22 protein-coding genes and 1 tRNA gene are annotated in these 23,396 nt (G+C 71.4%); 13 read left to right on the top strand and 10 right to left on the bottom strand.

Annotated features, from left to right (window positions below):
• Nucleotides 1–18: 18 nt before the first annotated feature.
• Both ACFVW8_RS21055 and ACFVW8_RS21060 read right to left on the bottom strand, forming a co-directional pair.
• Entirely contained in the window at nucleotides 19–531 is a 513-nt protein-coding gene (locus ACFVW8_RS21055; protein ID WP_389692142.1) for an NUDIX hydrolase, read from the bottom strand.
• Nucleotides 532–602: 71 nt separating this feature from the next.
• Nucleotides 603–1,496 (bottom strand): DMT family transporter, encoded by an 894-nt coding sequence (locus tag ACFVW8_RS21060; RefSeq protein WP_389692144.1) that lies wholly within the window; start codon nucleotides 1,494–1,496, stop codon nucleotides 603–605.
• Between the two features lie 218 nt (nucleotides 1,497–1,714).
• Here ACFVW8_RS21060 and ACFVW8_RS21065 point away from each other — a divergent pair, with 218 nt between their 5' ends.
• Nucleotides 1,715–3,370 carry an FAD-binding dehydrogenase gene (locus ACFVW8_RS21065; RefSeq protein WP_389692146.1) on the top strand — a complete coding sequence of 552 codons (1,656 nt, stop codon included), beginning with the start codon at nucleotides 1,715–1,717 and terminating at the stop codon, nucleotides 3,368–3,370.
• 96 nt (nucleotides 3,371–3,466) lie between these two features.
• Nucleotides 3,467–4,705, top strand: a complete 1,239-nt coding sequence (locus ACFVW8_RS21070) for an aromatic acid exporter family protein (RefSeq protein ID WP_389692148.1) — start codon at nucleotides 3,467–3,469, stop codon at nucleotides 4,703–4,705.
• A gap of 28 nt (nucleotides 4,706–4,733) precedes the next feature.
• Here the strand turns inward: ACFVW8_RS21070 and ACFVW8_RS21075 are convergent, their stop codons facing one another.
• Entirely contained in the window at nucleotides 4,734–5,165 is a 432-nt protein-coding gene (locus ACFVW8_RS21075; protein WP_389692150.1) for an ASCH domain-containing protein, read from the bottom strand.
• 110 nt (nucleotides 5,166–5,275) lie between these two features.
• Between ACFVW8_RS21075 and ACFVW8_RS21080 the strand changes: the two genes are divergently transcribed.
• Both ACFVW8_RS21080 and ACFVW8_RS21085 read left to right on the top strand, forming a co-directional pair.
• On the top strand, nucleotides 5,276–6,040 hold the full coding sequence (locus ACFVW8_RS21080) for a molybdopterin-dependent oxidoreductase (RefSeq protein WP_389692152.1): 765 nt from the start codon (nucleotides 5,276–5,278) through the stop codon (nucleotides 6,038–6,040).
• The gene (locus ACFVW8_RS21085) at nucleotides 5,982–6,671 is read left to right on the top strand and encodes a cytochrome b/b6 domain-containing protein (RefSeq protein ID WP_389692154.1); all 690 of its coding nucleotides are present in this window, start codon (nucleotides 5,982–5,984) and stop codon (nucleotides 6,669–6,671) included. Before ACFVW8_RS21080 ends, ACFVW8_RS21085 begins: the two co-directional genes overlap by 59 nt.
• Before the next feature lie 34 nt (nucleotides 6,672–6,705).
• On the opposite strand, the gene ACFVW8_RS21090 is transcribed toward ACFVW8_RS21085, so the two are convergent.
• Together ACFVW8_RS21090 and ACFVW8_RS21095 are read right to left on the bottom strand one after the other, a co-directional pair.
• Entirely contained in the window at nucleotides 6,706–8,103 is a 1,398-nt protein-coding gene (locus tag ACFVW8_RS21090; RefSeq protein ID WP_389692156.1) for a GntP family permease, read from the bottom strand.
• An 11-nt stretch (nucleotides 8,104–8,114) separates the two neighbouring features.
• Nucleotides 8,115–8,624, bottom strand: a complete 510-nt coding sequence (locus ACFVW8_RS21095) for a gluconokinase (protein WP_389692158.1) — start codon at nucleotides 8,622–8,624, stop codon at nucleotides 8,115–8,117.
• A 143-nt stretch (nucleotides 8,625–8,767) separates the two neighbouring features.
• On the opposite strand from ACFVW8_RS21095, the gene ACFVW8_RS21100 reads away from it, so the two are divergent.
• Nucleotides 8,768–9,469 carry a FadR/GntR family transcriptional regulator gene (locus ACFVW8_RS21100; RefSeq protein WP_389692160.1) on the top strand — a complete coding sequence of 234 codons (702 nt, stop codon included), beginning with the start codon at nucleotides 8,768–8,770 and terminating at the stop codon, nucleotides 9,467–9,469.
• Between the two features lie 9 nt (nucleotides 9,470–9,478).
• Here ACFVW8_RS21100 and ACFVW8_RS21105 read toward each other — a convergent pair whose 3' ends face one another.
• Nucleotides 9,479–10,192 carry a TetR/AcrR family transcriptional regulator gene (locus ACFVW8_RS21105; RefSeq protein WP_389692162.1) on the bottom strand — a complete coding sequence of 238 codons (714 nt, stop codon included), beginning with the start codon at nucleotides 10,190–10,192 and terminating at the stop codon, nucleotides 9,479–9,481.
• 52 nt (nucleotides 10,193–10,244) lie between these two features.
• On the opposite strand from ACFVW8_RS21105, the gene ACFVW8_RS21110 reads away from it, so the two are divergent.
• The 4 genes from ACFVW8_RS21110 (at nucleotide 10,245) to ACFVW8_RS21125 (ending at nucleotide 15,361) form a co-directional block, all read left to right on the top strand.
• Complete coding sequence (locus ACFVW8_RS21110; RefSeq protein ID WP_389692164.1) at nucleotides 10,245–11,804, top strand: APC family permease; 1,560 nt, start codon at nucleotides 10,245–10,247, stop codon at nucleotides 11,802–11,804.
• Nucleotides 11,805–11,854: 50 nt separating this feature from the next.
• Complete coding sequence (locus ACFVW8_RS21115; RefSeq protein ID WP_389692166.1) at nucleotides 11,855–13,492, top strand: amidohydrolase; 1,638 nt, start codon at nucleotides 11,855–11,857, stop codon at nucleotides 13,490–13,492.
• Nucleotides 13,493–13,646: 154 nt separating this feature from the next.
• On the top strand, nucleotides 13,647–14,732 hold the full coding sequence (locus ACFVW8_RS21120; protein ID WP_389692168.1) for an S-(hydroxymethyl)mycothiol dehydrogenase: 1,086 nt from the start codon (nucleotides 13,647–13,649) through the stop codon (nucleotides 14,730–14,732).
• Nucleotides 14,732–15,361 carry an MBL fold metallo-hydrolase gene (locus ACFVW8_RS21125; RefSeq protein ID WP_389692170.1) on the top strand — a complete coding sequence of 210 codons (630 nt, stop codon included), beginning with the start codon at nucleotides 14,732–14,734 and terminating at the stop codon, nucleotides 15,359–15,361. The genes ACFVW8_RS21120 and ACFVW8_RS21125 overlap by 1 nt, the downstream gene beginning before the upstream one ends.
• Before the next feature lie 11 nt (nucleotides 15,362–15,372).
• On the opposite strand, the gene ACFVW8_RS21130 is transcribed toward ACFVW8_RS21125, so the two are convergent.
• The 3 genes from ACFVW8_RS21130 to ACFVW8_RS21140 all read right to left on the bottom strand — a co-directional run bounded on the left by ACFVW8_RS21130 (nucleotide 15,373) and on the right by ACFVW8_RS21140 (nucleotide 19,558).
• Nucleotides 15,373–16,308, bottom strand: coding sequence for a pseudouridine synthase (locus ACFVW8_RS21130; protein ID WP_389692181.1), 936 nt, complete (start codon nucleotides 16,306–16,308; stop codon nucleotides 15,373–15,375).
• 115 nt (nucleotides 16,309–16,423) lie between these two features.
• Nucleotides 16,424–19,336, bottom strand: coding sequence for a glycoside hydrolase family 2 TIM barrel-domain containing protein (locus ACFVW8_RS21135; RefSeq protein WP_389692172.1), 2,913 nt, complete (start codon nucleotides 19,334–19,336; stop codon nucleotides 16,424–16,426).
• Between the two features lie 137 nt (nucleotides 19,337–19,473).
• Nucleotides 19,474–19,558: transfer RNA gene (locus ACFVW8_RS21140), tRNA-Leu, on the bottom strand.
• Nucleotides 19,559–19,741: 183 nt separating this feature from the next.
• On the opposite strand from ACFVW8_RS21140, the gene ACFVW8_RS21145 reads away from it, so the two are divergent.
• The 3 genes from ACFVW8_RS21145 (at nucleotide 19,742) to ACFVW8_RS21155 (ending at nucleotide 22,374) form a co-directional block, all read left to right on the top strand.
• Nucleotides 19,742–21,076 (top strand): M20/M25/M40 family metallo-hydrolase, encoded by a 1,335-nt coding sequence (locus tag ACFVW8_RS21145; RefSeq protein ID WP_389692174.1) that lies wholly within the window; start codon nucleotides 19,742–19,744, stop codon nucleotides 21,074–21,076.
• Between the two features lie 143 nt (nucleotides 21,077–21,219).
• Nucleotides 21,220–21,453, top strand: a complete 234-nt coding sequence (chpH, locus tag ACFVW8_RS21150) for a chaplin ChpH (protein WP_389692176.1) — start codon at nucleotides 21,220–21,222, stop codon at nucleotides 21,451–21,453.
• A 138-nt stretch (nucleotides 21,454–21,591) separates the two neighbouring features.
• Nucleotides 21,592–22,374 carry a chaplin gene (locus ACFVW8_RS21155; protein ID WP_389692177.1) on the top strand — a complete coding sequence of 261 codons (783 nt, stop codon included), beginning with the start codon at nucleotides 21,592–21,594 and terminating at the stop codon, nucleotides 22,372–22,374.
• 65 nt (nucleotides 22,375–22,439) lie between these two features.
• Here ACFVW8_RS21155 and ACFVW8_RS21160 read toward each other — a convergent pair whose 3' ends face one another.
• Entirely contained in the window at nucleotides 22,440–22,628 is a 189-nt protein-coding gene (locus ACFVW8_RS21160; RefSeq protein WP_250970632.1) for a DUF5703 family protein, read from the bottom strand.
• A 47-nt stretch (nucleotides 22,629–22,675) separates the two neighbouring features.
• On the opposite strand from ACFVW8_RS21160, the gene ACFVW8_RS21165 reads away from it, so the two are divergent.
• Complete coding sequence (locus tag ACFVW8_RS21165) at nucleotides 22,676–23,335, top strand: hypothetical protein (RefSeq protein WP_389692179.1); 660 nt, start codon at nucleotides 22,676–22,678, stop codon at nucleotides 23,333–23,335.
• Nucleotides 23,336–23,396 lie beyond the last annotated feature (61 nt).

Genomic DNA, 23,396 nt, shown 5'->3' on the forward strand with positions numbered 1-23,396 from the left:
GACGCTCCGCGAGCAGGTTCAGGACGACTCCCGGAAGGCCAGCAGCCGACGGTAGCCGTCCAGTCCGTCCGGCACCCACGTCCAGTCTCCGAGCCGCGCCGCCAGCTCCGCGTCGTCGAGGAAGGTGTGCCAGGCGACCTCCTCCACCTGCGGCCGCACCGGCAGCTCGCACCGTACCTGGTAGACGTACGACCACCAGCTGTGCCGGTCGCCCTCGTAGAGGAACTTGAAGAGCGGCACCGGCCGGGGGAGCCCGGACACCCCCAGCTCCTCCTCGGCCTCCCGCAGCGCCGCCTCGTCGTACGTCTCGCCCGCACCGACCACCCCGCCGACGAACATGTCGTAGTGGGACGGGAAGACCAGCTTGGTGGCGGTCCTGCGGTGCACGAAGATCCGGCCGTCGGCGTCCCGGGCCTCGATGAACACACAGCGGTGGCGCAGTCCCCGCTCGGTCGCCTCGCCGCGCGGGGCCTGCCCGACGACCTCGTCGTTCTCGTCGACGATGTCCAGGATCTCGTCAGAAGGATTCATGCCCCTCATCCAACAGCAGACCGCCGGCCGTGATCATTGAAGGGCACGGCGGGGGGCAGCCCGGGAGGCACTCAGCGTGGCTGGAGGCTCTCCGCGCGGCGCCCGCCCATCGGCCCCTCCGGCATGGCCGGATGCAGCCCCAGCAGCACGATCCCGACCACGATCGCCGCGAGCCCGGTCGCCTGCCAGGCGAGGGCGGCCGTGTCGGTGCGCACCTGGTCGCCGAGGAACCCGATCCCGCAGGCGATTCCGGCCAGCGGCTGGGCCGCGGTCAGTGCGGGCAGGGACATCCGCAGCGGTCCGGTCTCGAACGCGCTCTGCACCAGGAGCAGCCCCGTCACCCCCAGCACCAGCACCGCGTACGGCTGCCAGCTCGTCACCAGCGCCGCCCAGCCGTCGTCCCCGAGCCGCTGGCCGCTGACCCGGGTCAGGGCGTCCTGGAGTCCGTACAGCAGCCCGGCCGCCACCGCGAGGAGCGCCGGGGCGGCCGCGGACCGCGAGCGCGCGGCGTACATGGTGAGCGCCACGGCGATGCCCGCCACCACACCGATCACCAGCCAGTGCCGCAGCGGGCTCGACACCGCCGCGCCGCCCGTGGGCTCGCCCGCCAGCAGGAAGGCCGCCACCCCGCACGCCAGCAGCCAGAGCCCGGCCCAGCCCTGCCGGCCGAGCCGCTGGCCGGTGCGGTGGCGCGACAGAGTCATCGCGAAGAGCAGATTGGTCGCGAGGAGCGGCTCGACGACGGAGACCTCGCCCTTTCCCAGAGCCAGCGCGCCCAGCACCATGCCGCAGACCATCAGACCGATACCGGCCAGCCAGCTCCGCACCCGCATCAGGTCCAGCAGCAGCCGGAACGACAGATAGTCGCTCTTCGGGGCGTGACTGGCCGCGGCCTGCTGCAGCACGAAACCGAACCCCAGACAGCAGGCGGCGCTCACAGCGAGTACGAGAACCAGCACCGACACGCTTCTCTACCCCAAGTCAGGCCGGAAGAGGGTGAATTGTTTCGACGATAGCGCCTGTACGCCACCGGTGCGGCCGGAGTGCCGCCGACCGGGCGGTTGACGCCGGGCCGGTCGGTACCGAAGATCTGACGCACCAGTAACTTCGCGAGCGGCCGCACGGGTGATGTGCGGTCCCGCCGCCGGACTGTGTCCGGTTCGCCCCGACAAGGATGGAACCCATGGCGTACGACGCTGATGTGATCGTGATCGGGGCAGGACTCGCGGGGTTGGCCGCCACAGCCGAGCTCGTCGACGCGGGCCGCTCGGTGCTCCTGCTCGACCAGGAGCCCGAGCAGTCGTTCGGCGGTCAGGCGCACTGGTCCTTCGGCGGTCTCTTCTTCGTCGACTCACCCGAACAGCGCCGGATGCGGATCAAGGACAGCCGTGAGCTGGCCCTCCAGGACTGGCTGGGCACGGCCGGATTCGACCGCGAGGAGGACCACTGGCCGCGGAAGTGGGCCGAGGCGTACATCGACTTCGCCGCCGGTGAGAAGCGCTCCTGGCTCCACGCGCAGGGCCTGCGGCTCTTCCCCGTCGTCGGCTGGGCCGAGCGCGGCGGATACGACGCCACCGGCCACGGCAACTCCGTCCCCCGCTTCCACATCACCTGGGGCACCGGCCCCGGCGTCGTCGCCCCCTTCGAGCGCCGGGTGCGCGAGGGCGTCGCCAAGGGGCTGGTCAGCTTCCGCTTCCGCCACCGGGTCACCGGTCTCGGCCGCACCTCAGGCGCGATCGACACCGTCACCGGCGAGATCCTGGAGCCGAGCGGCGCGGCGCGCGGGACCGCGAGCAGCCGGGAGACGGCCGGCAGTTTCGAGCTGCGGGCCCAGGCGGTGATCGTCACCTCCGGCGGCATCGGCGGCAACCACGACCTCGTGCGCAAGCAGTGGCCCGAGCGGCTCGGCACCCCGCCCGCCAAGATGCTGTCCGGCGTCCCCGCCCATGTGGACGGGCTGATGCTCGGCATCGCCGAGGACGCGGGCGCCCACCACATCAACCGCGACCGGATGTGGCACTACACCGAGGGCATCGAGAACTGGAACCCGATCTGGGCCAAGCACGCCATCCGCATCCTGCCCGGCCCCTCCTCGCTCTGGCTGGACGCCCGGGGCAAGCGGCTGCCCGTCCCGCTCTTCCCCGGCTTCGACACGCTCGGCACCCTCGAACACATCATGCGGACCGGTCACGACTACACCTGGTTCGTCCTGGACCAGAAGATCATCGGCAAGGAGTTCGCGCTCTCCGGCTCCGAGCAGAACCCCGACCTGACCGGCAAGTCCGTCCGCGGGGTCATCGGCCGGGCGCGCGCGGACGTGCCGGGCCCGGTCAAGGCGTTCATGGACAACGGCGTGGACTTCGTCGTCGAGAACGACCTCGGCGCCCTGGTCCGCGGGATGAACGCCCTCACCGGCGAAGGGCTCATCGACGAGGACGACCTGCGCCGCGAGATCACCGCCCGCGACCGCGAGATCGCGAACCCCTTCACCAAGGACCTCCAGATCACCGCGATCCGCGGCGCCCGCACCTACCTGGGCGACAAGCTGATCCGGACCGCCGCACCGCACCGCATCCTCGACCCCAAGGCCGGTCCGCTGATCGCGGTACGGCTGAACATCCTGACCCGCAAGTCGCTCGGCGGGCTGGAGACGGACCTGTCCTCCCGGGTGCTCACCGCGGACGGCACTCCGCTGGCCGGGGTGTACGCGGCCGGTGAGGCGGCCGGGTTCGGCGGCGGCGGGGTGCACGGCTACCGCTCGCTGGAGGGCACCTTCCTCGGCGGCTGCATCTTCTCCGGGCGTACGGCCGGCCGGGCCGCGGCGGAGGCGGTCGGCTGATCCCGCGGGGCTCCGTGCGCCGGGTCCGCGCGTCCGTCCGGTGGGGTTCGGGGCGCGGGGCAGTGCCGGGGCACCGGATGCGGGCATGAGAAGGAGATGCCAGGAGTAGCCGAGCCGGTGATCAACCTCGTCCGGCGCACCACCGAATCCGTCCGGGTCCAGACCCTGCGTTCCACGGGTGCCGCGGTGATCGCCTATGCCGTGGCGACGTCGACGCTGTCCCAGCCCGCCCCCCTGACCGCTCCGCTCACCGCGCTGCTCGTCGTCCAGGTCACCCTGTACGCCACGCTCACCACGGGGATCCGGCGCGTGAACGCCGTGGTCGTCGGTGTGCTCATCGCGAGCGGCTTCAGTTCCCTGGTCGGGCTGTCCTGGTGGAGCCTCGGGCTGACGATCTTCACCTCACTGATCATCGGCCGGCTGGTCCGGGTGAACGAGTTCGTCCCCGAGGTGGCGATCAGCGCCATGCTGGTGCTCGGTGTCGCGCAGGTCGCCGACACCGCGTGGGAGCGGGTGTTCGAAACGCTGATCGGTGCGGGCGTGGGGCTGCTGTTCAACCTGCTGTTCGCCCCGCCCGTGTGGGTGCAGTCGGCGGGGGCCTCGATCGACGGCCTGGCTCGTGAGATGGGGGAGATGCTCCGCGACCTGGGCGGTGACCTGGGCGGCCGGGTCACTGTCGGGCAGGCGGCCGAGCGGCTGCACCGGGCCCGCCGCATCGACCATGACATCGTGGCCGTGGACGCCTCGCTGCGGCAGGCCGAGGAGAGCCTCATGCTCAACCCCCGGGTCCGGCAGGGGCTGCTCTACCGCGTCGTGCTGCGCACCGGTCTGGACACCCTGGAGATCTGCGCCGTGGTGCTCCGGGTGCTGGCCAGGACGCTGACCGACCTGGCCAAGGACCGGGTCGACGAACCCCTCTTCCCCGCCGACGTGGCCTCCGGGCTCACGGAACTGTTCGGACAGCTCGCGGACGCCGTCGAGAGCTTCTCGATGCTGATCACCACCCCGGTCGCCGCCAGCGCGGAGGGCGCCGAGGCACGGCTGGCCGACGCGCTCACGGTCAGCCGTACGACCCGGGACCGGGTGGCGCAGATGCTGCTGGCGGCGGTCCAGGACCACCCCAGGAAATGGCAGCTGCACGGGGCGCTGCTCGCCGAGGTCGACCGGGTTCTGGACGAGCTCGACATCGAGAAGCGCACGGAGCGCCTCGGCAAGGAGCTGGACCGCCGCTCGGGAGAGATGCACGAGCGCCATCCCCGGCTGCTCGCGCTCAGGCGGCGGCTGGACCTCGTCAGGCGCGTGGACCGGGCGGGGGCCGACGCGGGCCGCACATGAGGGCCGGCCCCGCCCGCCTGCCGCACGCTCAGGCCGGTTCGATCAGCTCCACGACCCGGAACCGCTCGGCGACGACCAGCGTGTCTTCGTCGACCGTGAACCCCGGGTCGTCGAGCGCCTCGCGCATCTCGTCGCTGTGCCAGAACCGCTCGTGGCCGGCCCGCCACTGCGCGACCGACGTGTCGCCCTCGCCCTCGTCCAGCACATGCTGGAGGTCGACGTCCCCGAGGCGCAGGATCCGCACCTCCGTCACCTCCAGCACCGCGATCTCCCGGCCGTCCGAATCGATCAGGGCCGACCGCTCACCCACCGGGGGCGGCTCCTCCTTCTCCACCTGGTACTCCACGAGCAGTCCGGTCGTCGACACCTTCCGCCCGTCGAGCACCGCGGCGACCAGCTGGTCGCGCAGCGGTCCGGGGAAGACGAGGAGGAAGGGCTTGAGCGCTTCACGGTTCGGCATGGCGCAAGTCTGACATCCGGGGTCCGCCCGTGACCGGGAGAATCTGACGGACCGGTGACGGACCGCGGCCGCCCCTGGCGTCCGGCGGCCCGGAGTGCTCGAATCGAGGAGTGAACAGTCCCCCTCCCGGCGCCGGCCCCGATCCGGCGGCGCCCGGCCCCGATCCGGACTCCGTCGGCACCCCGGTCGGCCGTCGTCTGGTCCTGACGATGCTCGGTCTCGGCGCCGCCGGGCTCGTCGCCGCCCCCGTTCTGCAACGGACCCTGGAATCGGGCCTGGGCGCGGTCGCGGACAAGGACCCCACCGGGCTGACCGGTCTGCTGCCCAACGGCGGCGGCTTCCGCTACTACTCCGTGGCCGCGTCCGTGCCGTCGAAGAGCGCCGCCGACTACCGGCTGACCGTCGGCGGGCTGGTCGACCGCCCGGCCACGTACACCCTGGACGCGCTGAAGGCGCTGCCGCAGACCCGGATGGTCCGCGATGTGCAGTGCGTGACCGGGTGGCGGGTGCCCGAGACCCCGTTCGAGGGCGTGCGGCTCTCCGCCCTCCTGGACGCGGCGGGTGTCCGGCCGGGGGCGAAGGCGATCCGGTTCACCTGCTTCGACGGCACCTACAGCGAGAGTCTCACCCTCGCCCAGGCCCGCCGCGCCGATGTGCTGGTCGCGCTGCGCATGCAGGACCGGCCGGTGTCGCACTCCCACGGCGGCCCGGTCCGGCTCTACGTGGCCCCGATGTACTTCTACAAGTCGGCGAAATGGCTCTCCGGGATCACCGTCACGGACTCCGTACGCCCCGGTTACTGGGAGGAGCTCGGTTATGACGTCGACGCCTGGGTCGGCCGGTCCAACGGCCGTGACGACGCCCCCACGACCTGAGGTGTCCGGCCGGGTGCGGCGGTTCGGCCGGCCGGTGCGGTGGGTGCACCGCAGCACGGCGGCGCTGATGCTGCTCTGTGTGGCGACGGCCGCCTGCCTGTACGTGCCGCAGCTCGCCGAACTCGTCGGCCGCCGCCATCTGGTGGTCACCGTGCACGAATGGTCCGGGCTGCTGATCCCCGTACCGCTGCTGGCCGGGCTCCTCTCGCGGGCCGTGCGGGGCGACCTGTCGCGGCTCAACCGCTTCGGACCGCACGACCGGACGTGGCTGCGGGCCGTGCGCCGCCGCGACCACCGGCCCGGCTCCCGGCCGGCCGGCAAGTTCAACGCGGGGCAGAAGCTCTACGCGGCGTGGATCGCGGGTGCGGTCCTGGTGATGGCCGGCACCGGGCTGCTGATGTGGTTCACCGGGCTCGCCCCGCTGATGTGGCGGACCGGCGCGACCTTCGTCCACGACTGGCTGGCACTCGCGATCGGCATCGTGCTGGGCGGCCACATCGCGATGGCGTACGCCGACCCGGAGGCACGCCGTGGCATGCGCACCGGGTCGGTCGAGCGCCGTTGGGCCCGTCGCGAGCACCCGCTGTGGCGGATCCCCGCAGACCCGGCCGAGCCGCCGGACGAGCGGTGACGGCGGCGGGCCGGGGCGGCAGGTCGCCCTACGCCTAGAGAACCAGCGACAGCAGCAGGATGAAGACCAGCGAGACCACGGAGATGATGGTCTCCATGACCGACCAGGTCTTCAGCGTCTGGCCGACGTCCATCCCGAAGTACTCCTTCACCAGCCAGAACCCGGCGTCGTTGACATGGCTGAAGAAGAGCGAGCCCGCGCCGACGGCGAGGACCAGCAGCGCGACGTGCGAGGTCGACATGTCGGCGGCCAGCGGGGCGACGAGACCGGCCGCCGAGATGGTGGCCACGGTCGCCGAGCCGGTGGCGAGCCGGATCGCCACGGCGATCAGCCAGCCGAGCAGCAGGGCGGGGATCGACCAGTCCTCGGAGAAGTCCAGGATCATCTGGCCGACACCGGCGTCGACGAGGGTCTGCTTGAAACCGCCGCCCGCGCCCACGATGAGCAGCACACCGGCGATCGGGGCGAGGGACTTCTCCACGGTGGTGGAGAGCCGCGCCTTGGTGAAGCCGGCGGCCCGGCCCAGTGTGAACATGCCGACGACGACGGCCGCGAGCAGGGCGATGAGCGGCGAGCCGATCACGTCGGTGACCCGCTGGAGGCCCTGCTCGGGGTCGTCCACGACGATCTCGACAAGGGCCTTGGCCAGCATCAGGACGACGGGCAGCAGGATCGTCGCCAGGGTGGCGCCGAAGCTGGGCCGGCGGTCCAGGTCCTCGGCCGGGCGCTGCGGGACCATCGCCTCCGGCGCCTTGATGTCCACCCAGCGGGCGGCGAAGCGGGAGAAGACCGGACCCGCGAGGATCACCGTCGGGATCGCGACGACCACACCGAGGGCCAGGGTGATGCCCAGGTTGGCGTCGAGGGCGTCGATCGCGACCAGCGGGCCGGGGTGCGGGGGAATGAGCCCGTGCATGACGGAGAGACCGGCCAGGGCCGGGATTCCGATCCGCATCAGGGAGTAGTTGCCGCGCTTGGCGACCAGCAGCACCACCGGGATCATCAGCACGATCCCGACCTCGAAGAACAGCGGCAGTCCGACGATCGAGGCGATCAGGACCATCGCCCAGGGCATGGCCCGCCCGCTCGTCCTGGCGAGGATGGTGTCGACGATCTGGTCCGCGCCGCCGGAGTCGGCGAGCAGCTTGCCCAGGATCGCGCCGAGCGCGATGAGGACCCCGACGCCGGCGACGGTCGAGCCGAGGCCCGCGGTGAAGCTCTCTATCGTCTTGGCCGGCGCGGCTCCGGCGAACGAACCGAGCGCCAGTGAGCCGATGGTCAGCGCAAGGAACGCGTGCATCTTGAATTTGGTGATGAGCAGAACGATGACGGCGATGCCCGCCAGGACTGCGATGCCCAACTGCGCGTTGCCGGCCGAAGTGATCGGTTCGGCGGCGTCCGCTGCCAGCATCTCGACGCTGAGACTGGTCACGGTGATGATCCTTAGCTGTCCAGCCGGCGCAGTGCCGCGACGGCTCGCTGGGTGATCTCTTCGGGGGTGCCGGACACATCCACGGCGACGCCGGCCTCGTCGTCCTCAAGGGGCTGCAGGGTGGCGAACTGCGAGTCGAGGAGTGCGGTGGGCATGAAGTGGCCCTTGCGGTCCGCCATCCGCTCCTCGATCAGGGACCGCTCGCCGGTCAGGTGGAGGAACACCGCACCGGGGGCCTCGCTGCGCAGCCGGTCACGGTAGGCGCGCTTCAGCGCTGAGCTGCTGACCACACCGCCGAGCCCGGCCCGGCCGTGTGCCCACTGCCCGATCGCATCCAGCCAGGGCCACCGGTCGGCGTCGTCCAGCGGGGTGCCGGCCGACATCTTGGCGATGTTCGCCGGGGGATGGAAATCGTCGCCCTCGGCGTACGGGACGCCCAGGGCGGTGGCGAGCAGGGGGCCGATCGTGGTCTTGCCGGTCCCTGCGACGCCCATCACCACGACGACGTGGGGGGTGCTCATTGCGGTGCCTCGCTGTTCTCGTCGATGTCTTCCTCGACATCAGTCCGTCGCGCTACTGAAACCCATACGTACGACTTATTCAAGATGCTGTGACATAAACGTCGTACTTTATGTTCCCGTGAGGGCCCCCGTACTCTTGGTTCATGACGACACAGAGCCAGGGGCTGCATACCCATGTGCTGGACACCCTGGGTCTGGAGATCGCCGCGGGTGAGCATCTGCCCGGCCAGGTGCTGCGGACCGACGAGCTGGCTCAGCGGTTCGACGTCTCACGCACGGTCGTCCGGGAGGTCATCCGCGTCCTGGAATCCATGCACCTGGTCGAGTCCCGGCGCCGGGTCGGCGTGACCGTGCGGCCCGCCGAGGAGTGGAACGTCTACGATCCGCAGGTCATCCGGTGGCGGCTGGCCGGCGCCGACCGGCCGCGCCAGCTGCGCTCCCTGACCGTCCTGCGCTCGGCGATCGAGCCCGTCGCCGCCTCGCTCGCCGCCCGCCACGCCACCGCGGAGCAGTGCGCCCAGCTCACCGAACGGGCCCTCGGCATGGTCGCCACCTCGCGCGGTCAGCAGCTGGAGGGGTACCTCGAACACGACATCGCGTTCCACCGGATCGTCCTCAACGCCTCCGGCAACGAGATGTTCGCCCGGCTCGGCGACGTGGTCGCCGAGGTCCTGGCGGGGCGCACCCATCACCAGGTGATGTTCGAGGACCCCGACCCGGCGGCCGTCACCCTCCATGTCCGGCTCGCCGACGCGGTGCGCGAGGGCGACGCGGCCGGGGCCGAGCAGCTGACGAAGGAGATCGCGGTGGGCGCCCTGCACGAACTCGACGTGCTCGCGCCCTGATCCGACGCGTCACGGTTTCACGTGCTGCAGCCGCGCGGCGGCCGCGGCGAGCATCATCTCCAGTGCCGCCGGATACCCGCTGCGGCCCATCTCCGCGACCAGTACCGGCGCGGTCGCCGCGATGTTCGGGTGGCTGTGCGCCGGCTGCCGGGCGTAGACCTCCGGCCAGGCCTGGGCCTCCAGGGCCCGCGCCTGCGCCGACAGCACCAGCGTCGACGCGTCCAGCGCCGCGAACGACAGCGTCTGGTCGACGAAGACGTGGTAGATCCGCACCGCCTCCGCATCCGGGAAGCCCGCGCCCCGCAGCACCCCGAGAATCGCCTCGACCGAACTGACCTCATGGGTCCGGCCCGTCACCCGTGAGCAGGTCAGCATCGCCGCCTGCGGATGGGCCAGATAGTCCGCGTGCATCCGCAGCCCCAGCGTCCGCAGATCGGCCCGCCAGTCACCCGTCGGCCGCCAGGTGCGCAGGGTCCGGCCGATCAGCTCGTCGGCGACCGCCAGCAGCAGCTCGTCGGTGTCCCTGAAGTACCGGTAGAGCGCGCTCGGATCACAGCCCAGAGCCGCCCCGAGCCGACGCACCGTCAGCGCCGCCGCCCCGTGCTCGCCGATCAGCCGCAGCGCCGTCTCCACGATCAGCTGCTCCGAGAGCACCGTGCCCTGCTTGGTGGGCCGCCTGCGCCGCCGCGCACCCTCCGGCACCACCCGCTCGCTCGCCTTCATGCGGGGCACCTTATGACAACGGCGTTGACCTGTCGAACCCCCGAGGAGTTCGATGTGCCGCCATCGGGGCCGAAAAGCGCCCCCCGGTGAAGGAGCGACCGTGACGTCCTCTCGTACTCCCAGCGGCGACGCACCACCGGCACCCGCGGCCCTGCGCAAGAGCCTCGGAGTGGTGGACGGGTTCGCCATCGCGGCCTCGTCGACCGCAGCCACCACAAGCATCGGCATCGGACTCGGTGTCACCGCGGGCGCCGTCGGACTGCATCTGCCGATCATCATGCTGCTCGCCTTCCTGCCGATCCTGGGCATCGCGAGCGCGTACTCCCGGCTCAACAGGGTCGAGCCGAACATGGGCAGCGGCTACGTCTGGGTCGGCCGCTCGCTCAGCCCCTGGCTCGGCTTCCTCGTCGGCTGGATCGGCATCGTCTCCACCGTCGTGTTCCTCGCGTACACCACGACCGTCACCGGCTCGGCGCTGCTCCAACTGGCGGGGGAGGGCGGGCTGCACCGGCTGGCCGGCCTCCGGCTCGACCCCGACTCCACGGCCCAGTCGACCGCCCTCGGCATCGTCGTCCTGGTCGCCGTCACGCTCACCGCGATCACCGGCATCCGGTCGGCCGCCAACCTCCAGAAGTACCTGCTCGTCTTCGAGTACGTCGTCCTGCTCGGCTTCTGCGGATACGGACTGTTCGCCGGCCCGCACCCGTTCAGCCTCGACTGGATCAACCCGTTCACCATCCCGTCCGGGCAGCAGCTCGCCCAGGGACTCCTGCTCTCCGTCTTCTGCTTCTGGGGCTTCGAGTCCACGTTCAGCGTCACCGAGGAGATCCGCGACCCGCAGGACGCCTCCAAAGCGGGGCTCATCACGCTCTTCACCATGCTTGGCCTGTTCCTGCTCGGCTCCTTCGCCTTCCAGCGCGTCCTCTCGCTGGACGAGCTCACCGGTCACGGCGCCCAGGGGCTCACCTACTTCGGCGACCGGCTGGCCGGTCAGCCGCTGGCCGCACTTCCGTTGATCGCCCTCACCTTCTCCGCCGTCGCCTCCCTGCAGTCCGGGGTGATACCGACCGTGCGCGGCATGTTCGCCATGAGCCGCGACCGCACGCTCGGACCGCTGTGGACCAAGGTCAGCCCGCGGTACGGGACTCCTGCCGCCGGGACCGTCGTGATCGGCTGCGTCGCCGCCGCCATCGCCGTGCTCTCGCTCGTCATCCCCAAGGTCGGCGACCTGATCCTGGCGTCCGTGAACGCGATCGGCGTCGTCGTCGCGCTCTACTACGCCCTCACCGCGCTGGCCGCCGCTGCCCGCTTCCGCGGCGCCCTGCGCGAGGGCTGGGCACCGGCGTTGCGAGCCGTGGTCCTTCCCGTGGCGAGCGCCCTCGTCCTGCTCGGCCTCGGCGGCTACCTCTGCTGGACGTTCTACAGCTCGGCCGACCACTTCGAGATCAGCCCGGACAACGGCTGGTTCATGCTCTTCTGCCCGGCCGTCATGCTGCTGACCGGCGTCGTCGCGGCCGCCTGGGCCAAGTGGGTAAGGAAATCCCCCTACTTCGTCACCGGCCGGTCCGTGCCGCCTGAGGCCCTCGCGGAACCCGCCCCCGGCCCGGCCTGACCCCCACCCCTGCACAGACCGACCGCATCACCACACGGAACGGAAATCCCATGCCCCGCACCCCCGCCGACCTCGTGTTCACCGGTGGCCCCGTCCACACGACGGACGCCGCCCGCACCCGGGCCACCACCGTCGCCGTCACCGGCGAGCGGATCACCGCGGTCGGCCACGACGAGGTACGCGAACTCATCGGCCCGCGCACCGAGGTGGTGGACCTCACCGGGCGCCTCCTGCTTCCCGGCTTCCAGGACGCCCACGTCCATCCGGTCACCGCCGGCCTCGAACTCGCCCGGTGCAACCTCACGGACGCCGGGGACGCCGCCGCCACCGTCGCCGCGGTACGGGCCTACGCCGAGGCGAACCCGGCGCGGGAATGGATCACCGGCGGCGGCTGGTCCATGGACGCCTTCGAGGGCGGCGCCCCCACCAGGCAGCAGCTCGACACCGCCGTACCCGACCGCCCCGCCTACCTGTTCAACCGGGACCACCACGGAGCCTGGGTCAACACCCGGGCGCTCGCCCTCGCCGGGATCGACCGGCACACCCCGGACCCGGCCGGCGGCCGCATCGAACGCGACCCCCGGGGCGAACCCACCGGACTCCTCCAGGAGAGCGCCATGGACCTGGTCGCCCGCCACACCCCCCGCTCCACCCCGGCCGACCGGCTCGACGCCCTGCTGCGCGCCCAGCGACTGTTGCACGCGTACGGCATCACCGCCTGGCAGGACGCCATCATCGGCGAGTACGGAGCGATGGACGACGCCTCCGACGCCTATACGACCGCCGACCGCGACGGCTCGCTCACCGCCCGCGTCGCCGGCGCGCTGTGGTGGGACCGGGAGCGCGGCACCGAGCAGATACCCGGGATGCTGGCCCGGCGCGAGGCGTTGAGCGGCCGGCGGTTCCGCGCCGGATCGGTGAAGATCATGCAGGACGGCGTCGCGGAGACCGGCACGGCGGCCCTCCTCGCTCCGTACCTCGACGCCTGCGGCTGTGCCACCGCCAACAGCGGCACCAGCTTCGTCGACCCCGTCGAACTGCGCCGCTACGTCACCGAACTGGACGCCGCCGGCTTCCAGACCCACTTCCACGCCCTGGGCGACCGGGCGGTGCGGGAGGCGCTGGACGCAGTCGAGGCCGCCCGCACAGCCAACGGGCACACCGGCACCCGCCCCCACCTCGCCCACCTCCAGATCGTCCACCCCGACGACATCCCCCGCTTCCGCGCCCTCGGCGCCACGGCCAACATCCAGCCGCTCTGGGCCGCCCACGAACCGCAGATGGACGAGCTGACCATCCCCTTCCTCGGCGAGGAACGCGCCGCGCTCCAGTACCCGTTCGGCGCGCTGCTGCGGTCCGGCGCCACCGTGGCCGCGGGCTCCGACTGGCCGGTCAGCAGCGCCGATCCGATGCACGGCATCCACACCGCGGTCAACCGTGTCGCCCCCGGGGGCGACCGGCCGCCCTTCCTCCCGCGGGAGCGCATCTCCCTGACGGACGCCCTCGCCGCGTACACGGCGGGCTCGGCCTACGTGAACCACCTCGACGACACCGGCAGCATCCGTGCCGGAGCCCTGGCCGACCTGGTGGTCCTGGACCGCGACCCGTACGCCGCATCCGCCGCGGAGATCGCCGAGGCACGGGTCATCGGTACGTACGTGGGCGGCCGCCGGGTGTACGGGGACTGACACAGGGCATCCCGTCCGGCCGAAACCGGCGTACTCACGCGGATCGGCGGCGCCCGGACCGCGGCAACGCGGCGCGCCGCCGTGACACCCCCGCACGGCGTACGGTTGCCCGTGATCGAACGAGCGGAAAAGTCGGGAAAGGGAGACCACGGGAATGGCGCAGCAGGTACAAGGGGTCATCGCACCGGGAAAGAACGAGCCGGTACGGGTCGAGACGATCGTGATCCCGGACCCCGGCCCCGGTGAGGCCGTCGTGAAGATCCAGGCGTGCGGTGTCTGCCACACCGATCTGCACTACAAGCAGGGCGGCATCAACGACGAGTTCCCGTTTCTCCTCGGCCATGAGGCCGCGGGCGTCGTGGAGTCCGTCGGCGAGGGCGTCACGGACGTCGAACCGGGGGACTTCGTCGTCCTCAACTGGCGTGCCGTGTGCGGACAGTGCCGTGCCTGTCTGCGAGGCCGCCCCTGGTACTGCTTCGACACCCACAACGCCAAGCAGAAGATGACCCTGCTGGACGGCACGGAGCTGTCGCCCGCACTCGGCATCGGCGCGTTCGCCGAGAAGACGCTGGTCGCCTCCGGCCAGTGCACCAAGGTCGATCCCGAGGTCGCCCCGGAGGTCGCCGGCCTCCTCGGCTGCGGCGTGATGGCGGGTATCGGCGCCGCCATCAACACCGGGCAGGTCGGCCGCGGCGACTCGGTCGCCGTCATCGGCTGCGGCGGCGTCGGCGACGCGGCGGTCGCCGGTGCCCGGCTGGCCGGAGCGGCGAAGATCATCGCCGTGGACATCGACGACCGCAAGCTGGAGACGGCGAAGAAGATGGGTGCCACGCACACCGTCAACTCCCGCAGCAGCGACGCGGTCGAGGCCATCCGCTCGCTCACCGGCGGCAACGGCGCCGACGTCGTCATCGAGGCGGTCGGCCACCCGGAGACGTACAAGCAGGCGTTCTACGCCCGCGACCTCGCCGGCACCGTGGTCCTGGTCGGCGTCCCCACCCCGGAGATGCAGCTCGAACTGCCGCTCCTGGACGTCTTCGGCCGCGGTGGCTCGCTCAAGTCGTCCTGGTACGGCGACTGCCTGCCCTCGCGCGACTTCCCGATGCTCATCGACCTGCACCAGCAGGGCCGGATCGACCTCGGCGCGTTCGTCACCGAGACCATCGGGCTCGGCGACATCGAGCAGGCCTTCGGCCGGATGCACGACGGCGACGTCCTGCGCTCGGTGGTGGTGTTCTGATGACCGCCCGCATCGACCACCTCGTCACCTCCGGCACCTTCGCCCTCGACGGCGGCGAATGGGACGTCGACAACAACGTCTGGATCGTCGGCGACGACACCGAGGCGGTCGTCATCGACGCCGCCCACGACGCCGCCGCGATCGAGGCCGCGCTCGGCGGCCGTACGCTGCGCGCCATCATCTGCACCCACGCGCACAACGACCACATCGACGCTGCCCCGGCACTCGCCGACGCCACCGGCGCACCGATTCTGCTCCACCCCGACGACCTGCCGCTGTGGAAGCAGACCCACCCGGACCGGGCCCCGGACGGTGAACTGGCCGACGGCCAGGAGCTGCGGATCGCCGGGACGACCCTCAAGGTCCTGCACACCCCGGGCCACGCCCCGGGCGCCGTCTGCCTGTACGCCCCCGAGCTGTCCACCGTCTTCACCGGTGACACGCTCTTCCAGGGCGGGCCGGGCGCCACCGGGCGGTCGTTCTCCCACTTCCCGACGATCGTCGACTCGATCAGGGACCGGCTGCTCGCCCTGGCCCCGGACACCGCCGTCCGCACCGGGCACGGCGACTCCACGACCATCGGCGCGGAGGCCCCGCACCTGGACGAATGGATCGCCCGCGGCCACTGAGGCCGGGGGAGTCACCCCTGCGGCCACGCGGAGAGCCGCAGCCCGCTCTCGAAGCGGCGCGGCTCTCCCGTGACCGGATCGGTGAACTCCAGCACCCGCGCCAGCAGTTGGAGCGGGCGCGACCAGTCGTCCGGCGCCCCCTCCGCCTCGACCACGGGGTAGACCGGGTCGTGGACGAGCGGCAGCCCCAGGCTGTTCATATGGACCCGCAGCTGATGCGTCCGCCCGGTGGCGGGCAGCAGCCGGTAGCGCCCGAGCCCCGCCCGGTGCTCCAGCAGCTCGATCCGGCTCTCGCTGTTCGGCTCGCCCGGCTCCTCGCGGGCGGCGATCACCCCGCGCTCCTTGACGATCAGGCTGCGCACGGTGCGCGGGAAGGCGAGCCCCGGGTCATGGGGCGCCACCGCCTCGTACTCCTTGCGCACCAGACGGTCCCGGAACAGTGTCTGGTACGCACCCCGTTCCCCCGGCCGGACCACGAACAGGACCAGCCCCGCGGTCAGCCGGTCCAGCCGGTGCGCCGGCTGGAGCAGGGGAAGCCCCAGCTCACGGCGGAGCCGGGCCACGGCCGTCTCGGTGATGTGCCGCCCGCGCGGCGTGGTGGCGAGGAAGTGCGGCTTGTCCGCGACGACCAAGTGTGCGTCGCGGTACACGACACCGACCGGGAAGGGCACCGGCTCCTCCGGTGCGAAGTCCCGGTGGAACCAGAGGTGCCGGCCCGCCTCGTACGACTCGTCACCCGTCACCGGACCCCGGATCCAGACGAACCTGCCCTCCGCGAGCATCGCGTCGACCCGGTCGGCACCGATCGCGTCGCCGAACCGCGCCAGCAGATGATCACGGACCGTGCGCCACTGCCCGTCCGGATCCTCCGGCAGCCGCACCCGGACCGGATCGATCCCGTCACGCTGGGGCAACGGGGACGGGGGAGGCTTGGCGCGGCCCCTCACCGGGGCCCGCCCGGCGCCCGGGTGCTGGTTCTCATGGTGAGACGAATCCTTCCACAGGGACGGCACGCCCACGCTCATGAGCCCGGCACCTCAAGCGGTCAGGCACCAGGGAGCGTCACCTTCGGCGGGACGCGGGCCCCCGGGTTCGGCCCGACGCGGAGAACACGAACGAGAACTCCGCCGGGGCCGCGTGGAGCCGGTGCTCCGGCAGCACGCCCGGCCCGCACGACTGCGAGCCGATGCCCTGCACCGCATGGTCCAGATTGACCCAGACGTGTTCCCCGGCCACCGTGTCCGGCAGATGCTCCGCAGCGTCCAGCTGCTCGCTCGTCCAGCGCCGCGCGGTCAACCAGAACGGAGTGCCGCCCTCGGCCCGCAGCCCCGCGCCGCCGGCGTCCGTCAGCTCCGCCCACCTGACGCCGGTCCGCGCACCGTTCTCCTGCGGCCTGACGTACGGGGTCTGCAGCGCGTCCACGTCCCGCTCCCAGAGCCCGAGCATCGCGGCGGCCCGGGTGTCCGGATAGGCCTCACCCGGACCGCCGCCGAACCACCGCACCCCGCCGTAAGCGGCCGGCAGCCCGAACCTGATGCCCAGCCTGGGCAGCGGCACCGGCCACTCGCCCTCCGGAACCACGGACACCGTGAGGCCGAGCCGGTCCCCGGCCGCGGTCCACCGGTACGTGGTGCGAAGGCCCAGGTCCCGGCCGGCCGGCGCCACCCTGGTCCGCACCGTCAGCGCGTCCTGGCCGGCCTCGACCGCGTCGACGCGGTGCCGCATCCGGTGCAGCCCCGACTCCCGCCAGCGCAGCCCGTACCGCTCGTCCGGCTGCCACGGCGCGCCGTTGTCGTTGTCGGTCGGCGCCCGCCACACATCCAGCCGCAGTCCCTCCACCGCGATGTTCCCCAGCCGCACCGGCGCCCCGGTCACCGCGTCGAAGACACCCGGCCCCAGCGTGATCACACCCGCACCCCGCACCGGCCGCGCACCGGCCGCCGGTGCGGGGGCCGCCGGCGCACCGAACTCCGCCTGGCCCCACGCCACCACATGCCCGCGCCCCGCCCAGGAGGTGTCCTCGGCGAGCACCGCACGCACGGTCCACACGCCCTCGCCGGCCCCCGCGGCCACCTCGGTGGAGGCGCCAGGGGCCAGCTCCGGCACCTTCAGGGCGCCCGATGCGACGACCACTCCGTCCACCTCGTGCGACCACAGGAAGTCCAGATGCCCGGTCCCGGCGAAGTCGTACCCGTTGGTGACCGTGAAGGCGCCCGCCGGGGAACCGGGGCGGATCCGCACCGGCTCGATGACCTTCTTGTACTCGACGAGTCCGGGGGAGGGCGTGCGGTCGGGGAAGAGCAGGCCGTCGCAGACGAAGTTGCCGTCGTGCAGCTCCTCGCCGAAGTCCCCGCCGTAGGCGAAGCCGTGCTCCGGGTGGGCGAAACCGTGATCGATCCACTCCCAGACGAAACCGCCCTGGCAGCGCTCGTACCGCTCGAACAGCCTCTGGTACTCGCTGAGTCCGCCCGGACCGTTCCCCATGGCATGGGCGTACTCGCACATGATGAACGGCATCGCGCGCCGCCGGGCGTCCAGCTCCGGGTCGCCCCACGGCTCCTCCGCCCGCTGCCCGATCAGCTCGACCTCGGCGTGCGTCGGATACATCCGCGAGTACAGATCGACGTCCTTGCACGACAGGTCGCCCTCGTAGTGCAGCAGCCGCTCCGGGTCCCGCCCCCGGATCCACTCGGCCATCGCGCTCAGGCCGCGGCCCGAACCGCACTCGTTGCCCAGCGACCAGATGATCACCGCGGCGTGGTTCTTGTCGCGCTCGACCATCCTGGCCGCCCGGTCCAGCAGCGCGGGCGTCCACCGGTCGTCGTCGACCGGGTTGTTGCGCCACTCCAGGTCGACAAAGCCATGTGTCTCCAGATCGCACTCGTCGATCACCCAGAGGCCCAGTTCGTCGCACAGATCGAGGAAGGCGGGATGCGGCGGATAGTGGCTGGTGCGTACCGCGTTGATGTTGTGCCGCTTCATCAGCACCAGGTCGCGCCGCATGGTCCGCGCGTCCACGGCCCGGCCGGTCTCCGGATGGAACTCGTGCCTGTTCACGCCGCGGAAGAGCAGCCGCCGCCCGTTGACCTTGATCACGCCGTCCTCGACGACGACCGTACGGAAGCCGACGCGCAGCGGGATCCGTTCACCCGGTGTCACCAGCTCCGCGTCGTACAGCCGGGGCGTCTCGGCGGTCCACGGCTCCACCGGCAGGGTCACCGGTTCACCCGCCGGAACGTCGATGCGCAGCTCCGGTACGAGAATCCGCCCTTCCGCGCCCTCGCAGTCCACACGCAGCGTCCCGGAGCCGTCGTGGTGGTCGTACCCGGCGTGCACGAAGAAGTCCCGGGGAGCGCCCTGCGGCCGGTGCAGCAGCGTCACATCGCGGAAGATCCCGGGCAGCCACCACTGGTCCTGGTCCTCCAGATAGCTCCCCGATGACCACGCGTGCACCCGCACGGCCAGTACGTTCTCCCCGGCGCGCAGCAGCCGGCCCACGGCGAACTCATGGGGCAGCCGCGACCCCTTGAAATCGCCCAGATCCTGCCCGTTGAGCCAGACCCGGGCGCACGACTCCACCCCGTCGAACCGGAGCACGGCCTCGCCGTCCTCCGGCCAGCCGGCAGGCAGGGCGAACGTCCGCAGATGGTCGCCGGTCGGGTTCTCGGACGGCACCCGCGGCGGATCGACGGGGAAGGGATAGACCACGTTCGTGTACGCGGGAGCGCCACCGGCTCCCTGGAGCACCCAGTGCCCCGGCACATCGACCGTTCCCCACGCCGAGGCGTCGAACCCCGGCTGGGCGAACGACTCGTCCTCGGTTCCCGCGCCCGGCGAGAGCCGGAAGGCCCACTCACCGTTCAGGGACACCCGCGCGGCGTCGGATGCCGCGTACCAGCAGCGTGGCCCGAGTCCGCCCGAGCCCGGACTCATGTCCTCGTACCAGGGCAGCGCATCGGCAGCTGTGCGGCTCATGGGTCTCCTCGGTCGGCAGCGCCCTTCTCACCGGGGACGTTAACCAGGGCTGAACCGATTCAACAAGGGTGCGCAGCTCGCTTCCCAGGGAAACGCGAAGTGCCGACCAGGATCGCTCCTGATCGGCACTTGCTCTGTGTCCGAGGGGGGACTTGAACCCCCACGCCCGATAAAGGGCACTAGCACCTCAAGCTAGCGCGTCTGCCATTCCGCCACCCGGACAAGGTGTCTGTCTCGCGGGCCCGGCCCGTTCCGACGTGGAAAACCATAGCAAACATTGAGAGGTGCTCGATCACGCCCGGGTCTGTGTGAAGGGCGCATGACGAGAGGTGGGGGGCCTTGGGTGTGCGGGCCGGGCGCGGGAGGATGAGGGGGAGCACCGCAGCGACAGTGGAAGGAACCAGCGTGAGCGAGACCAGAGCGGCCCGGACCGGCTCGGGCGACACCGCCGAGAACGAGGTCGTGGACCTCTGTCGTGATCTGATCCGGATCGACACCAGCAACTACGGGGACCATTCGGGCCCCGGCGAGCGGCAGGCCGCCGAATACGTGGCGGAGAAGCTCGCGGAGGTGGGTCTGGAGCCGCAGATCTTCGAGTCCCACAAGGGCCGCGCCTCCACGGTCGCGCGGATCGAGGGCGAGGACTCCTCCAAGCCCGCCCTGCTGATCCACGGCCACACCGACGTCGTACCGGCCAATGCCCACGACTGGACGCACCACCCCTTCTCCGGGGAGATCGCGGACGGCTGTGTGTGGGGCCGGGGCGCGGTCGACATGAAGGACATGGACGCGATGACCCTCGCGGTCGTGCGCGAGCGGATGCGCAGCGGCCGCAAGCCCCCGCGGGACATCGTGCTCGCCTTCCTCGCGGACGAGGAGGCGGGCGGCACGTACGGGGCCCGCTATCTCGTCGACAAGCACCCCGATCTGTTCGAGGGGGTCACCGAGGCGATCGGCGAGGTCGGCGGCTTCTCCTTCACGGTCAACGAGAACCTCCGGCTGTATCTCGTCGAGACCGCGCAGAAGGGCATGCACTGGATGCGGCTGACCGTGGACGGCACCGCCGGCCACGGCTCCATGACCAACGACGACAACGCCATCACCGAGCTGTGCGAGGCGGTCGGCCGGCTCGGCCGGCACACCTGGCCGGTGCGGGTGACCAAGACCGTGCGGTCCTTCCTGGACGAGCTGTCCGATGCGCTGGGCACGCCGCTGGACCCCGAGGACATGGATGCCACGCTGGCCAAGCTGGGCGGCATCGCCAAGATGGTCGGCGCCACCCTGCGCAACTCGGCCGCCCCCACCATGCTGGGCGCGGGCTACAAGGTGAACGTGATCCCGGGGCAGGCCATCGCCCATGTCGACGGCCGCTTCCTGCCGGGGTACGAGCAGGAGTTCCTGGCCGACCTCGACCGGATCCTCGGCCCGCGGGTCAAGCGCGAGGACGTGCACGGCGACAAGGCGCTGGAGACCGATTTCGACGGATCGCTGGTCGACGCGATGCAGATCGCGCTGAAGGCGGAGGACCCCATCGCGCGAGCGGTCCCGTACATGCTCTCCGGCGGTACGGACGCCAAGTCCTTCGACGACCTGGGCATCCGCTGCTTCGGATTCGCCCCGCTGAAGCTCCCGCCGGAGCTCGATTTCGCGGGCATGTTCCACGGCGTGGACGAGCGGGTTCCGGTGGACGGCCTGAAATTCGGCGCCCGCGTTCTCGACCGTTTCATCGACAACAGTTGACCCGGCACCGAGATATTCGCCAGCGTGTACGTACCTAACCGGTACGAGTGAAAGGGGCTTCCTGCTCGTAGCCCGATTGCCTCCTCCTCGTTACAGGTGATGCGGTCCGCGGCTGGGACCGCATTTGCCAACTAGGAGGAATAATGATCAAGAAGATCGTCGCCGCTGCGGCTGTCACCGGTGGTCTGGTGCTCGCGGGTGCCGGCATGGCCGTCGCGGACTCCGGCGCCCAGGGTGCCGCCATCGGCAGCCCCGGTGTGCTCTCGGGCAACGTCGTCCAGGTTCCCGTCCACGTTCCCGTGAACGTGTGCGGCAACACGGTCTCCGTGATCGGGCTGCTGAACCCCGCCTTCGGCAACACCTGCGTCAACGCCTGACGTTGTGCGTCAACCCGCAAGGGTTTGAGCCCGGTCGGCCCCGGAGCGCATGCCATGTGCTCCGGGGCCGTCGGGTCCTTTGCCCCCGCACGGTCAAGTCCGGGGGTATTCCGGAAGGTAGAAGGCAGGAAACAACCTATGCGACAGGTCACGCGTAAAGGCCTGATCACCATGGCGGCGGCGGGCGGCGTGCTCGCGCTCAGTGGCGGTTACGCGCACGCCGACGCGGGAGCGTCCGGCGGCGCATCGAATTCCCCGGGGGTGCTTTCAGGGAATTCGGTACAGATCCCGGTCGATGTTCCGGTCAACGTCTGCGGCAACTCCGTGAGCGTCGTCGGACTGATCAACCCGACCTTCGGCAACGACTGCGGAAACGGTTCGGGGGGTGCGGCCGCGGGCCGCAGCGGATCGACCGCCGGCTCGTCCGGCAGCCACGCGGCGGACACCCGGTCCGGCAGCCGTGCGGCGGACGACCGCAGCCAGGGGGCGCGGGCGGGCACCGGTAAGCACCGGGCCGTCGGCAGCGACAACGGGGGCGGGGCAACAGCGGAGGGGTACACCCAGGGCTCGCCCGGTCTGCTCTCGGGCAACCAGGTCCAGGCTCCCATCGACATCCCCGTGAACGCCTGCGGGAACAGCATCGACATCGTCGGCCTGCTGAATCCCAGCTTCGGCAACACGTGCGAGAACGACAGCACACCGCCGGCCGACGTTCCGGTCACACCGGTCACCCACGAGGCACCGCCGGCGCCCGGACCGCGCACCATCCCGAACGCGCCGGAGCCGCAGGCCGTGCCCGAGAGCACGCCGCAGCTCGCCCACACCGGATCGGGCGGGCTCGACCTGCTGATCCCGGCGAGCGCGGGCCTGCTGCTGGCAGGCGCGGGCACGGTGCTGTACCGCCGCGGCAGGGCCGCCTAGACAGACGGCACCAGGCAAAGCAAGGCGAAGGGAGCGGGCCCCGCGAGAGCGGGGCCCGCTCCGTTTCACCAGGTGGCCCGCAGCTGGCGGATGATCCGCCGGCGCAGCCGCACCCGGCGGCTGCCGTCGCGGCGCAGCGACAGACGGTCCAACTCCCAGTGCCCGTACTCGGCATGGTCGGTCAGCAGGCGGGTCGTCTCCTTCCGGGACACCCCGCGCGGCACGTACACGTCGACAAATTCGTATTCCGGCATCGCATCTATTGTGCGGGCAGAGCCCGTGTACGGATAGCGTCTGCCCTATGTCTGATGCTGCGCAGCCATCCGCTGCCGAGGTACGCGCCGCCGCCGATGCGGTCAAGGTCGCGCTCGACCGCCACCTCGAGGCGGTCGAACGCCGGTCCGGGGACGACGACCCCGCTGTTTACGACGCGTTCAACGCACTGGCCGCTGCGGCGGAGGTCTATGACGAGCTCCTCTACGACCGCCACGACGAGGTCACCCCGTTCGAGATTCCGGGGGCGCAGGACGCCCTGCCGCCCTACAGCGGTCCCGAGGAGCCGAACGCACTCAGTGTGCTGATCCGCCGCGACTACGCGGTGGCGGAGCCGCAGCGGCTGCTCGCGCAGGCACAGCGCCTCGCCGACCTGGACCCGGACGACCGGGACAGTGCGAGCGCGGCCGTGGTCGGCAGCAGCGTCCATGCGGCGCTGGGGGTGCTCTTCGGGGAGTACGAGGCCGACGAGATCGCGTCCCGGCACACGGAATTCGGTCTTGAGGAGGGCGACTCCACGCTCTGGGTCGCGGCGGCGGACGAGCTGTCGGAGCCGGGGGAGTGGCTGGGCGCCCCCTTCGACGACGTGGACCCGCAGCTGGTGGTGTGCCGGTTCGACGTCAGCGCCGTCTTCGACGAGGACGAGCTGGACGGGGAACTCGACGGTCTCGCGAGGGACGGTTCCTGACCCGCCTCTTCTGACCGTGCCGTGGCCGGTGCCGGGCGGCCGGGCGGATGCGCGACGCATC

The organism is Streptomyces sp. NPDC058221, from assembly GCF_042882365.1.
GTDB lineage: Bacteria > Actinomycetota > Actinomycetes > Streptomycetales > Streptomycetaceae > Streptomyces.